General features: G+C 65.4%; 9 protein-coding genes. 6 read left to right on the top strand and 3 right to left on the bottom strand.

Annotated elements, in window-relative coordinates:
• Positions 1-281 precede the first annotated feature (281 nt).
• The gene (locus D0Z70_RS11465) at positions 282-1,622 is read left to right on the top strand and encodes an MFS transporter (RefSeq protein WP_119746489.1); all 1,341 of its coding nucleotides are present in this window, start codon (positions 282-284) and stop codon (positions 1,620-1,622) included.
• On the top strand, positions 1,622-3,448 hold the full coding sequence (locus D0Z70_RS11460) for a DUF8034 domain-containing protein (protein ID WP_182913938.1): 1,827 nt from the start codon (positions 1,622-1,624) through the stop codon (positions 3,446-3,448). The genes D0Z70_RS11465 and D0Z70_RS11460 overlap by 1 nt, the downstream gene beginning before the upstream one ends.
• Here D0Z70_RS11460 and D0Z70_RS11455 read toward each other — a convergent pair.
• The 3 genes from D0Z70_RS11455 to kdgD are packed head-to-tail and all read right to left on the bottom strand — an operon-like array spanning position 3,445 to position 6,849.
• Positions 3,445-4,995, bottom strand: coding sequence for a carboxylesterase/lipase family protein (locus D0Z70_RS11455; RefSeq protein ID WP_220475639.1), 1,551 nt, complete (start codon positions 4,993-4,995; stop codon positions 3,445-3,447). The two genes, D0Z70_RS11460 and D0Z70_RS11455, sit on opposite strands and share 4 nt — an antisense overlap.
• Positions 4,992-5,882 carry a LysR family transcriptional regulator gene (locus D0Z70_RS11450; RefSeq protein WP_119746485.1) on the bottom strand — a complete coding sequence of 297 codons (891 nt, stop codon included), beginning with the start codon at positions 5,880-5,882 and terminating at the stop codon, positions 4,992-4,994. Before D0Z70_RS11450 ends, D0Z70_RS11455 begins: the two co-directional genes overlap by 4 nt.
• A gap of 28 nt (positions 5,883-5,910) precedes the next feature.
• The gene (gene kdgD, locus D0Z70_RS11445) at positions 5,911-6,849 is read right to left on the bottom strand and encodes a 5-dehydro-4-deoxyglucarate dehydratase (RefSeq protein ID WP_119746483.1); all 939 of its coding nucleotides are present in this window, start codon (positions 6,847-6,849) and stop codon (positions 5,911-5,913) included.
• 264 nt (positions 6,850-7,113) lie between these two features.
• Here kdgD and D0Z70_RS11440 point away from each other — a divergent pair, with 264 nt between their 5' ends.
• Genes D0Z70_RS11440 through D0Z70_RS11425 form a run of 4 tightly spaced genes read left to right on the top strand, consistent with a single transcriptional unit; the run spans position 7,114 to position 13,261 of the window.
• Positions 7,114-7,527, top strand: coding sequence for a hypothetical protein (locus D0Z70_RS11440; protein ID WP_119746481.1), 414 nt, complete (start codon positions 7,114-7,116; stop codon positions 7,525-7,527).
• Between the two features lie 58 nt (positions 7,528-7,585).
• The gene (locus D0Z70_RS11435; protein WP_119746479.1) at positions 7,586-8,854 is read left to right on the top strand and encodes a TolC family protein; all 1,269 of its coding nucleotides are present in this window, start codon (positions 7,586-7,588) and stop codon (positions 8,852-8,854) included.
• Positions 8,854-10,098, top strand: a complete 1,245-nt coding sequence (locus D0Z70_RS11430; protein WP_119746477.1) for an efflux RND transporter periplasmic adaptor subunit — start codon at positions 8,854-8,856, stop codon at positions 10,096-10,098. The genes D0Z70_RS11435 and D0Z70_RS11430 overlap by 1 nt, the downstream gene beginning before the upstream one ends.
• Positions 10,088-13,261 carry an efflux RND transporter permease subunit gene (locus tag D0Z70_RS11425; RefSeq protein WP_119746475.1) on the top strand — a complete coding sequence of 1,058 codons (3,174 nt, stop codon included), beginning with the start codon at positions 10,088-10,090 and terminating at the stop codon, positions 13,259-13,261. Before D0Z70_RS11430 ends, D0Z70_RS11425 begins: the two co-directional genes overlap by 11 nt.
• Positions 13,262-13,445: the final 184 nt, after the last annotated feature.

Below are 13,445 nucleotides of genomic sequence, written 5' to 3'. Positions count from 1 at the left end.
TGTTTGCGGCTTGCGCTTATGATGTCCGGCATTGATCACCGGATCGGCCCCACTTCGATAGCGCTGGAACCCGATAAATTGCCAATCCCAATGCCGCATGGATCAATGCACGGCTTGCACTGATCGCTGGTGGCATTGCGGAGCCGCTCCGGCATCAAGCCAAGATGGGACTGGATCATGGCGGATTTCGGCTTGGACCGGCCCGGCCTGTCCCGCTAGCGTCGGCCCTTGCCATTTCGACCGTTCCGACAGATGGACGGCACCGTTGAGGAGAGCCATTCGTGATCCGTCCTGCCACCGCGAACGCCGTTGCCGCCGATCGGCCCAGCCATGTGCGCTATCGCATCATCGCGCTGATCTTCCTGATCACGTCGATCAACTATGCCGACCGCGCAACCTTCTCGATCGCGGGCAATGCGGCGTCGGGCGAACTGGGCATCTCGCCGGTGCAGACGGGTTTCATCCTCTCCGCCTTTGCCTGGGCCTATGTATTGGGGCAGATACCGGGCGGCGCGCTGCTCGACCGGTTTGGCACGAAGCGCATTTATGCGGGGGCCATCGCGCTCTGGTCGATCTTCACCGCGATGCAGGGCACGGTCGGGCTGATCGCCGGCCTGCCGGTGGTGGCGACTTTGTTTGCCATGCGCTTCATGGTCGGCTTTGCTGAATCGCCGTCTTTCCCCGGCAATGCCCGGCTGGTTGCGGCGTGGTTTCCCGGTGCGGAGCGCGGGACGGCGTCGGCCATCTTCAATAGCGCGCAATATTTCTCGCTCGTCGCCTTCGCCCCGCTGATGGGCTGGCTGGTCCATAGTTTTGGCTGGCGCGCAGTATTCTGGGTCATGGGCGCACTGGGACTGGCGGCGACCGCCCTGTTCCTGCGCTATATCCACAGCCCGGACCGGCATCCGTCGATCAACGCGGCGGAACTGGCGCATATCGAGGCCGGCGGTGGCCTCATCCATATGGAGGATGGCGCGGCGCAGGCGGCGCGCGCGCCGACCTTCACCTGGACCAATATCCGGCAATTGTTGGCCAACCGCATGATGCTGGGCATTTATCTCGGCCAATATTGCATCAACGTGCTGACCTATTTCTTCGTCACCTGGTTCCCCATCTATCTGGTCAAGGAACGCGGCCTCAACATCATGGAGGCGGGCTTTGCCGCTGCGGTCCCCGCATTGTGCGGCTTTGTCGGCGGGCTTGCTGGTGGTTACGGCTCCGACCTGATCCTGCGTCGCACCGGATCGCTCGATCTGGCGCGCAAGACGCCGCTGGTTGCCGGGATGCTGCTTGCCACCCTGATCATCGCCTGCGTCTGGGCGGAATCCGAAGCGCTCGTCATCACCTTCATGGCGCTCGCCTTTTTCGGCAAGGGCGTCGCCTCGCTCGGCTGGGCGATCATGGCCGATGTCGCGCCCAAGCAGCTGGCCGGGCTGTCGGGCGGGGTGTTCAACATGTTCGGCAATATCGCCGGAATCGTGACGCCGATCGTCGTCGGCTTCATCGTTGCCGCCACCGGCTCGTTCGATTGGGCGCTGATCTTCGTGGGCGCGCATTGCCTGCTCACCATCTTCGCCTTCCTGGTCATTGTCGGCCCGATCCGCAGGCTGGAGCTGGCCTGATGCGGATCGGCCGTCGCGCTTTTGTAACCGGTGCCGCCGCGCTCGCCTTGCCCGCCCAGGCGCGAACCCGCGATACACTCGTCGCCAGCGCGCCGATGTCCCCGCCGCGCTGGGCCGTGCTGCAACGCCAGTTGCTCGCGGCGAATGAAGCCGCCTGCGTCGATTTCTACGCCCACTATGTCGATCGACGCGACCGGCTGCGCGTGTTCGAGCGCTGGGGTGCCAATGACGGTCCCGATGACGCCGCCGAAGCGACCAATGACTGGTTCCTTCTCCACGCGCTGGGCGGGGGCGATCGCATCCGCGACCTTGCCGCCCGCTTCTGGGAAGGGCATCTGCGCCAGTTCGCAGCTGCCCGCACTAGCGACGTGCCGATCGCGCGCCGGGGCATGTATTATCGCGAATTTCCGGTCCAAATGGACTGGCAGCATAATGCGGAGGGGTTGACCAGCTTCAATGTCATGGGCCTGTCCATGCCCCGCGACACGGCGCTGCGGGTGCGGACTGCGCGCTACGCCGATTTCTATACTGGGCGCGATGCTACCGCGTCCAATTACGACCCGAAATTGCGGATGATGCGCAGCCTGATGAACGGCAGCCGCGGCCCGATGCTGCGCCCCGCCACCCCGCTCGACTGGGCTGGCGATCCGTTCGATCCCACACCCTTCCACATGGAGCATGGCGAAACCACATACCAGGAAACGCTCGATCATTATGCCGAATATGGCGATGTGGTGGGTGACAATCCGCTGAACCTGCAATCCACGACTTTAGGCCTCAACGCCTATGCGCTGGGGGGAGGGGAGCGGTTCCGCCGCTGGGCGCTCGACTATCTGGACGCCTGGGTCGAGCGTGCCGCGCGCAACGATGACATATTGCCCAGCCATGTCCGTCCCGACGGCACGGTTGGCAAGGATTGGTGGGCGGGCGTCTATGGCTGGGGCTTCTCCCCCCTTGTGCCGCAGACTGGCGTGCGGGAGGATCGCAACCGTGTCCCCCGGTCGATCACCGCCTTCATGGGCGCGCTGCTGATGAGCGGCGACCAGCGCTATGTCGATCTGTGGCGGCGACAGACTGCGCGGATCAACGCCGCTGCCCGCACCATCGACGGCGTGTCGCACGCGCCGACCATGTATGGCGCGGACGGCTGGTATGGCTGGAAGCCCGGTCCCTACCGCACCAATGGCTTTGAAATCTGGTATATGTCGCAGCGCGCCGAGGACCGCGAGTTCGCTGGCGATCATCCCTGGATCGGCTTTCTGGAAGGGCGCGACCCAGCCTATGCCGAGCGCGCGATCGAGACGGACCTCAAGCGCGTGGCCGAGCGCGTGACCTTGCGCGAAGGCGACACGACCACGCCGCAGACCCGGCTAGCCGACTGGCCGATCGGCATTAATCCCGCCAGCGTCACCAGTCTCGTTCAACTCATGACCGGCGGCCTGCACATCGCCCGCCCGCCCTGGTCGAAAACGTCGCCGCCGCAGGGCGGTGTCCCGCTTCATTGCCGCCTGCGCTATTTCGATCCCGCCGCCCGCCGCGCCGGGGTGCCGCCGCAGGTTGCCGCGCTGGTCCACAGCCTGTCCGATACTGCGACGGAGGTGACGCTGGTCAATCTCGACCCCAAAAGCGCGCGCAGCGTCATCGTGCAGGGCGGTGCCTATGGCGAACATCGCATCGATAGCGTGACGATCGACGGATGCACGGTCGCGGCTGGTGGGCGCGATATGACCGTGCGGCTGGAGCCGGGCTGCGGCGTGCGACTGCGTCTGGCGATGACACGCTATGCGCTGCGCCCGACGCTCAGCTTCCCGTGGGACCGGGCCTAACCGCCCGGCTTGATATAGGGCGCGACCGCGAACAGCAGCCGTTCTTCCCGGCGCGGATCATGTTCGATCCGCACGTCCCGGTCGAAGATCATCGTCGGCCGCTGCGTCAGTTCAAAATGCGGCCAGTGCGGCAGCGCCCCGCCATTGGGATCGCCCGTCCGCGCCAGCGCGATGAAGGCGTCAGCCATCAGCCCCGCCAGCCGCCGCGCCTCCGCGCTCACCCCGGTTCGCGCGCCCGGTGCATCGACATTGTCGAACACCAGCGGAATGTCGAGCGTATGGAACGCCCCCAACATCCCGCCTGCTTCGGGGCAGGGGAAATCGAGCTGATACATCCATGTCGGCGCGCCGATCCGCGCGCGTTCTTCTGCCTGGATCAGATGCCCCGGCCAGGATCGCCCGGCGGTGGAGGCGGCCAGCAATATCTGCCCCGGCGTCCGGTCGGGATAAAGCTGGCGATAGCGCGCGATGACGTAATCGGGGGCGAGATCCTTGACCATCTGCCGCGCCAGCCGGTCGGGCAGATTGTCCCAGGTCGTGTCCCCGGCCCGCAGCGTCTTTTCGATCCACAGCGCGGTTTCGTCATGGGTATTGCCGATGATCAGGGGAATATGCGCTGCCTCGCGCGGGGCATCCGGCACGAAGGGGTGCCGCGTCAGCACATGATGATCCAGTGTGGAGGTGAAACTGATCTCGCCCTTGCTCTCCAGCGGATCGGTCATCGCCATCGCCTCGACCAGCTCGCCGATCGGGAGGTGGGTCAGCGTCGCCACGTCCGCCGCGCCAGCCTTCGCCATCCACGCCTTGGCGCGCGCGGTGGCATGGTTCGGCCCGGCGGCGGTGACATGCTGCCCGCTCATCGTCGCGGCGGCGTGGAACAAAGGCCGCGCTTCCGCCATCGCCATCAGCGTCACGACCTTCGCCCCGCCACCCGACTGGCCGAAGATCATCACCCGCCCCGGATCGCCGCCGAACGCGGCAATATTGTCGCGCACCCATATCAGCGCCAAGATGATGTCGAGATTGCCGACATTGCCCGATTCCCTGGGGCCGCCCAGCTGTGCCAGATAGGCATAGCCCAGCGCCGCCAGCCGATGGTTGAGCGTCACCACCACCACATCGCCGCGTCGCACCAGATTGCCGCCATCATAGAGCGGGTCGCTGCCCGATCCATGCGCGTGCGCGCCGCCATGCAGATAGACCATGACCGGGCGCCGTCCCTTGTCGAGCGCAGGCGTCCAGACGTTGAGGAAGAGGCAGTCCTCCGATGTCTGCTCCTCCGGCTTGGTCTGTGGCGCAGCAGGACCGTAGCGGGTGGCGTCGGCAATGCCCTGCCATGGTTCGGGCGGCAAAGCCCGCTGAAACCGGCGCGGTGCGGTATCGGCACCATAGCGGATGCCGCGAAACGCCAGCACATTCCGCTCGATCGTCCCGCGCACCCGGCCATGGCGCGTTGTCGCCACCGGACTGGCGGGGGCACGCGCGGCAATGACAAGCGGCACAGCGGCCAGCCCACCGATCAGCGCGCGCCGGTCGATCCCGCTCATCCGGTCGCTTCGGCGCAGAGCTGCCGCATCGCGGGCAGCGCCGGATTGGCATTGTCGCGCCGCCAGGCCATGTGCAGCTCGACTGGCTTGTCGATCGGCGTCATCAGGCGGCGAAACTGCACGTCCATCATGTGCAGCCCGGTCGCGCTTTCCGGCACGATCGCCGCTGCGACCCCGGCATGGACCAGCCCCAGCATCGAATGGATCTGCGTCACATGCTGGACATAGAGGGGGGCGACCTGCGCCTCATCGAACAGGCGCACCAGCATATTGTGGAAATAGCTCGCCCCTTGGCGCGAATACATGATCAGCGGCTGACCATCGAAATCGGCGGGTTCCAGCGCCGCCTTCGACTGACGCGGGTCGCCGGGCGGCAGCGCGACGAAGAGCGGTTCGTGCAGCACGCAACTCGTCTCAAACTCATGCCGGTCGATCGGCGGGCGGACGAAACCGATGTCGATCAGGCCAGTGAGCAACGCATCGACCTGCTCGGTCGATACCATCTCGCGCAGTTCCAGTTCGATATTGGGCAGCGCCGCGCGCGCCTGCGCCACGATACGCGGCACGACATTATAGCCCGATACCGCGGTGAAGCCGAGCGCCACCCGCCCGGCATCCCCCTTCGCCACGCGCCGCGCGGAGAGGGCCGCGCTGTCGGACAGGCGCACGATCCGGCGCGCCTCGATCAGGAACACGCTGCCCGCCGGGGTCAGGCTGACCTGCCGGCTGGTGCGTTCCAGCAATTGCACGTCCAATATCCGTTCGAGCAGCTGGATCTGCCGACTGAGCGGCGATTGCGTCATGTTGAGGCGTTGCGCCGCGCGGCCGAAGTGGAGTTCTTCGGCAGCGGCGACGAAGCAGCGGAGCTGGCTGAGTTCAAACATCATCACAAGCTAGCCCCGCCTTTCGTTCAAGTCACGCGGCGGCGGACAAAGCCCCCGGCGACACCGCTTCAATCAGGGTGCGCAGTTCGGCTTCCTCGGCTGCCGACAGGTCTGTCAGGGGCGACCGCACCGGCCCGGCATCGCGCCCGATGATCCGCATCCCCGATTTGACGATCGACACGGCATAGCCCTGTCCCCTGTTGCGCAAGGCGATATAGGGCAGCACGAACCGGCGCAGCCCGTCCATGACATGCGCATGATCGCCCGCGCGCACGGCCTTGTAAAAGGCCAGCGCCCATTCGGGCATGAAGTTGAAAATCGCCGACGAATAAGTAGTGACGCCCATGGTCAGATAGGGGGTGGCGAAGGTTTCTGCCGTCGGCAGCCCGCCAATATAGGTCAGCCGGTCGCCCATCCGCGCATAGATGCGGGTCATTAGTTCGATGTCGCCGACGCCATCCTTGAAGCCGACCAGATTGGCGTTGCGCTCGCACAGGCGGGCGAGGGTTTCGTCGTTGATGACCGCATTGTCGCGATTGTAGACGATGACGCCCAGACCGGTGGAGCGGCACACCGCCTCGATATGATCAGCCAGCCCCTCCTGCTTGGCGTGCATCAGATAGGGGGGCAGCAGCAGCAGGCCATCCGCGCCCGCCTTCTCCGCATCGCGGGCAATGCCGGTGGCGATGGCGGTGCCATAGCCGCAGCCGGAGATGACCGGCGTCTTGCCGCCGCCTTCCGCTACGGCTGCCGCGACGACCGTGGCAACTTCGGAAGGCGTCAGCGAGAAAAATTCGCCGGTGCCGCCCGCTGCGAACAGGCCGGTCAGTTCATGACCCAGCATCCAGGCGCAATGTTCGCGATAGGGCCCTTCCAAAAATGCGCCATCCGCATCGAAGTGGGTGACCGGAAAGGACAACAGCCCTTCGCCCAGATGCCGGGCCATGTCGGTGGGGCTGTAATGGCTCATATGCGCTGCTCTCCTCTCCACGGCGGGACATTCCACGCCCGTGCTTGGGGAGAGGAAATAGGCGCTTTCGGGGCCATGCGTCCAAACCAAAGACGCGCATGAACGATGCAGAAGCTGGCATGATCGGCCAATACGATGGCTTGATGGCGGTTTGTGCGGGTGCGGCAGAATATGCTGCTACCGTGCCGCGAAAAGCAATGTCGGATCGCGGATTGCGATGCACAGATACTTGTGCGGTTACGTCCGCTTGGATAGGCTCCGCCAATGTCCGCGTTGCGCCCCTCCCCGCATTTTCGCCTGGGCGCATGGCTGTGCATCGCGCTGCTGGCGCTGTTTGCGGGCATGAGCCTGTCGCGGATGATCGATCAGGTCCAGCACGCGCCCGGTATGACCCAAGGCCATGGGCATCTGCTGTTCAGCGCATTGTCCGTAGAAGAAGCCCACGACGCCGACCATGATGTGCGCGGCGAAAAGCAGGACGGCCAGCCCGACCGCCTGCCCGACAGCCATCACCATCATGGCGATAGCGGGTCAGGCGTCATCCTGCTCGGACAGGCGGGGCTTGCCATGCCATCATCGCGCGCTGTGCCACCCACTATAGGGACTGATCGGGTGGAGCCGGACTCCGTCTCGCAGGGGCCAGAGCGCCCACCCAGGCTGATCGCACTTCGCGTCTGAACCTGCGGCCGCCATGCGGCGCGGGTTGGTCCGTGTCGCATAGCGAAAGCCTGTTTTCATGTTTCCATCTGTTTGTCCGCGCGCCTTCCCGCGCCTGACCGTAGCGCTGCTTGTCGGCGCTTTCTTCCCCGCCCTGCCATTGGCGGCGCAGGGGCTGTCGCTCACCGATGCGCTGTCGCGCGTCGCGCAGGCCGATCCCGGCGTCGCCGTGACCGCTGCCCAGCGTGACGCGGCCACCGCCGCCATGCGTCAGGCGGAGGTCCGCCCGCAGGATGTCGTCACTGTCGATCTGGAGGACCTTGCCCGCACCGGTCCCTACACGCCGATCGCCAGCACCCAGACCACCGCCTGGTACGAGCGGACATGGGAGCGCGGCGGCAAGCGGGAGGCACGGGTCGGCGCGGCCCGGCTCAGCCGCGACGTGACGCAGCAGCGCGGTCGCCTGCGCCAGCTCGACATATTGGCGCAGGCACAGGCCGCGTGGGTCGAGGCGCTGGCGGCGGAAGCGGAAATACCCGTCGCGCTGGAACGTCTGACCCTCGCCCAACGGCTGGAGCGCGAAGTCGCCCGGCGGGTCGGACGCGCGCTCGATCCCCTGTTTGCGCTGGAACGCGCCCGCACCGCCGTGGCGCAGGCGCGCATCGCTCATGAACAGGCGATCGAAGCGGCCCGCCTCGCACGCATGTCATTAGCCGCATGGTGGGGCGCGGATGGCGATGTGCAGATCGACACCAGCAGCTTCTCCCGCCTCGCACCCGACCCGGCAGCCGACGCCCAGCCGATAGATGTCGCGCTGCTCGATGCCGAACGTGACGCAGCGGCGGCACGGGCGCGGCTGGCGGAGGCGAACAGCGCGACCGATCCGACCCTGCGCGCAGGGCTTCGCCATTATGGCCAGGGGAATGATGTCAGCATCGTCGTCGGCGGCTCTATCCCGCTTGGCGGTCGTCGCGCCCAGCGTGGCAATGTCGAGCAGGCCGAAGCCGAACGCCGCGTCGCCGAAGCCGAGATCGCGGTGCTGCGGGTGCAGGTCAAACGCGACATGGACCGGCTGCTCGCCCAGCGCGCAGCGATCGTGCGCGAAATCAACAAGATCGACAATGCGGTGCTGCCCAGTGCCGAGCGCGCCGTGATGCTGGTGCGCGACGGCTATAATCGCGGCGGCACCGCCTTCACCTTCCTGGAAGTGACGCAGGCGCAGGAAGCGATGATCGACGCCTATGATCGCCGCATCACCCTGCTCAAATCCTACCATCTCGACGGCGCACGGCTCGACCGACTGACCGGCCGCTACGCCCCCCTTCTTGCCAGCGCGGAGAATCGCTGATGTCCCCTTTCCTGAAATTGGCAGCCCTGCTGTTCGCCCCCGCCCTGTTCGCTGCTTGCAGCGAAACCCCGCCCGCCGATGATCATGCGGAACATGGCGCGGCAGAGGCCGAGGAAGAACGCGGCCCCCATCGCGGCCGGATGCTGCGCGACGGCAATTTCGCGGTCGAAGTCACCATCTTTGAAGATGGCGTCGAACCCGAATTCCGCATCTACGCCTATCGCGACGACAAACCGGTCGCCCCGCAACATGTCCAGTTCAGTGTCGACCTCACCCGGCTGGGCGGCAAGGTCGACCGTTTCGCCTTCACCCCGCAGGATGATTTTCTGCGCGGGGGCGGGGTCGTGAAGGAGCCACATAGTTTCGATGTGAAGGTCAAGGCGGTCGAGGATGGCCGCACCCACATATGGAACTACGCCTCCTATGAAGGCCGCACCACCATCGCCGCCGACGCGGCGCGGGCGGGCGGGGTGCGATCCGAACGGGCAGGGCCAGCGTCGATCGCCGAACTGATCGACATGTCGGGCCGCATCGAAATCACGCCGGAGGGTAAGGCCGATGTCCGCGCCCGCCTGCCCGGCCAGATTCTGTCGATGACCGGCGAACTGGGGCAGGTGGTGCGGCGTGGCCAGACCTTGCTGCGCGTCGAATCCAGCCATTCGCTCCAGACCTATACCGTCACCGCGCCGATCAGTGGCACCATCGTCGAAAAAAACGCCAATGTAGGGGATATGACCGGCGACCGTGCGCTGTTCGTGATTGCCGATCCGACCAAGCTGCACGCCGAGTTTTTCGTCTATCCCCGCGACGCCGAACGGGTGCGGGTGGGGCAGAAGGTCGCGTTGCGCAGCCTGTCGGGCGCGGCGCGGCTGACCGGCGCGGTGGAGGCGATCCTGCCGACCGCCGACCTCGCCAGCCAGACCCTGCTCGCCCATGTCCATCTGCCTGAATCCGCAGCGGAACAATTCCGTCCCGGCATGGGGGTGGAAGGCGCCTTCGCGGTTGCCGAGACGCAGGCGCCGCTGGCGGTGCGGACCAAGGCGATCCAGCGCTTCCGCGACTTTGATGTCGTCTATGCCAAGGTCGGCAACAGCTATGAGGTGCGGATGCTGGAACTCGGTCGCAAGACGCCCGAATGGACGGAGGTGCTGGGCGGACTGGAACCGGGCACCGAATATGTCACCGACGGCGCCTTCCTGATCCGCGCCGACATCGACAAGTCGGGAGCCAGCCATGACCATTGAGGCCATTGCCGAGACGCAGCCCCCGCTGCTCGAACGCATCATCGCCGCTTCCATCCGTCTGCGCTGGGCGGTGCTGGCCGCCGTGCTGCTGCTCTGCGCGCTGGGGATATGGAGCTTCCAGCGCCTGCCGATCGACGCCACGCCCGACATCACCAATGTCCAGGTGCAGATCAACAGCGAGGCGGTGGGTTTTTCCCCGCTGGAGGCGGAACAGCGCGTCACCTTCCCGGTCGAAACCGCGATCGCGGGTCTGCCGGGGCTGGACTATACCCGTTCCATCTCCCGCTACGGCCTGTCGCAGGTCACCGCCGTGTTCGCCGATGGCACCGACATTTATTTCGCGCGCCAGTTGATCAACGAACGGTTGCAGATCGCGCGGTCGCAACTGCCCCCCGGCGTCGAACCGGAAATGGGACCGATCGCCACCGGCCTTGGCGAAATCTTCATGTACACGCTGGAGGCCAAGCCCGGCGCGCGCAAGGCCGACGGCACGCCCTATAATGCAGAAGATCTGCGCACCTTGCAGGACTGGGTGATCCGCCCGCAACTGCGCAACACGCCCGGCGTCACCGAAGTCAACAGCATCGGCGGCTATGAACGGCAATATCACGTCACGCCCTTGCCGGACAGGATGGCGGCCTATGGGCTGGCGCTGGATGATGTGGTCGATGCGCTGGGCCGCAACAATGCCAATGTCGGCGCGGGCTATGTCGAGCGCTATGGCGAACAATATCTCGTCCGGGTGCCGGGGCAGGCGGGGGGCGTCGATGATCTGAAATCTATTATCGTCACCAATCGCGGCGGCGTGCCGGTCCGCATCAATGACGTGGCCGATGTCGGCATGGGTCAGGAATTGCGCACCGGGGCCGCGACCGAGAACGGTCAGGAAGTGGTGCTGGGCACCGTCGTCATGCTGGCGGGTGAAAATAGCCGGATCGTCGCTCGCGCGGCGGCGGAACGGCTGGAAGAGGCGGCCAAGGCGCTGCCATCCGGCGTCGAAGCCGTCGCCATCTACGATCGCACCGATCTGGTCGAACGGGCGATCTGGACGGTCGAGAAGAATCTGCTCGAAGGCGCGTTGCTCGTCATTGTCGTGCTGTTCCTCTTGCTCGGCAATGTCCGCGCCGCGCTCATCACCGCCGCCGTCATCCCCATCGCCATGCTGATGACCATCACCGGCATGGTGCAGGCCGGCGTGTCGGGCAATCTCATGAGCCTTGGTGCGCTCGACTTCGGCCTGATCGTCGATGGCGCGGTGATCATCGTGGAAAATTGCCTGCGCCGCTATGGCGAGGCGCAGCATGGGCTGGGTCGCTTGCTGGATCGCGATGAGCGTTTCGCGCTCGCGGCGTCGGCCACGTCGGAGGTGATCCGTCCGTCGCTGTTCGGCGTCCTCATCATCGCCCTGGTCTATGTGCCGATCTTCGCGCTCACGGGGGTGGAGGGCAAGATGTTCCATCCCATGGCGATCACCGTCGTCATGGCGCTGACCGCCGCGCTCATCCTCTCGCTCAGTTTCGTGCCTGCCGCCATCGCCCTGTTCGTGACTGGCAAGGTGGAGGAAAAGGAGAGCCGCCTGATGCTCTGGGCGCGGCAGGTCTATGAACCGGCGCTGGAAAAGGCGTTGCGATTGCGCAAGGCCATTGTCGCACTCGCTGTCGGCTTAGTTCTGATCGCAGGCTTTGCCGCGAGCCAAATGGGGTCTGAATTTGTCCCTAATCTGGACGAGGGCGACATCGCTATGCACGCCTTGCGCATTCCCGGCACCAGCCTGACCCAGGCGATCGGGATGCAGGAAACGGTCGAAGCGCGGCTCAAACGCTTCCCTGAAGTCGAGCGCGTCGTCGCCAAGATTGGCACGGCCGAAGTCGCCACCGACCCGATGCCCCCCTCGGTCGCCGACACCTTCATCATGCTGAAGGACCGCAAGGACTGGCCCGACCCGCGCAAGCCCCGCACCCAGCTGGTCGCCGAAATGCAGGAGGCGGTCGAACAGATACCCGGCAATAATTATGAATTCACCCAGCCGATCCAGATGCGTTTCAACGAACTGCTATCGGGCGTCCGCGCGGATGTGGCGATCAAGATCTTCGGCGACGATCTCGACGAATTGCTCCGCATCGGTCAGTCTGTCGAGGAGGTGGTTGGCGGCATAGACGGCGCCGCCGATGTCGGTGTCGAGCAGGTGACCGGTCTGCCGGTGCTGCAAATCACGCCGGACCGCGCCGCGCTGGCGCGCCTGGGCCTCAATGTCGGCGACGTGCAGAATGTCGTCGCCATCTCGATCGGCGGCAAGGAAGCGGGCGAAATGTTCGAGGGCGACCGCCGCTTCCCGGTGATCGTCCGCCTGCCAGAGGATATCCGCCGCAAGGTCGACGAGATTGGCCGCCTGCGCATCCCGCTCCCCATGAACAGCGAAGGGCCACGTGGTTTCGTCCCGGTGCAGGACGTCGCCAGGGTAGAGGTGATCATCGGACCCAACCAGATCAGCCGCGAAGACGGCAAGCGCCGCGTCGTGGTGACCGCGAACGTCCGCGGCCGCGATCTTGGCAGTTTCGTGCAGGAACTGCGCGAGAAGGTCGGTCGGGACGTGGAACCACCGGCCGGCTACTGGATCAGCTATGGCGGCACGTTCGAGCAGCTGATCTCCGCTGCCGAGCGGCTGCGGCTGGTGGTCCCGGCCGCGCTTTTGCTGATCTTTGGCTTGCTCTACGGCCTGTTCCGGTCGGTCAAAGATGCCGCCATCGTCTTTTCCGGCGTGCCGCTGGCGCTGACCGGAGGAGTCGCGGCGTTGCTGCTGCGGGATTTGCCGCTGTCCATTTCGGCGGGGATCGGCTTCATCGCCCTGTCCGGCGTCGCAGTGCTGAACGGGGTGGTGATGCTCAGCTTCATCCGTACGCTGCTGACAGAGGGGCGACCATTGGAGGACGCGATCCGGGACGGCGCACTGACCCGGCTGCGGCCCGTGCTAATGACCGCGCTGGTGGCCAGCCTGGGCTTCGTGCCAATGGCGTTCAACGTCGGGGCGGGCGCTGAAGTGCAACGGCCGCTGGCGACGGTGGTGATCGGCGGAATCGTCTCTTCGACATTGCTGACATTGCTGGTGCTGCCCGCCCTTTACCGGCTGATGCATGGGCGACGCCGGGAAAGGATACAGCCTTGAACCCCCGATTTTCGGGACTTTCCCACCAATTTCCATCAAAAAAAGTCATTGGTGTGAAAAACCCTGTTGACCGAATCTGTGGTGTTACCTAGAGGGCTGTTCACCGGACGGGGCGCTGCCAGCAGGTAGCGCTTTGAATGGTCGCCAACAGATGTGGATGAGCAGTCCTCCGAAACGCAAGGAT

The organism is Sphingobium terrigena (genome assembly GCF_003591655.1).
GTDB lineage: Bacteria > Pseudomonadota > Alphaproteobacteria > Sphingomonadales > Sphingomonadaceae > Sphingobium > Sphingobium terrigena.
Note: the sequence above shows the minus strand (reverse complement) of the source record. Positions and strands in the feature narration are given on the sequence as shown.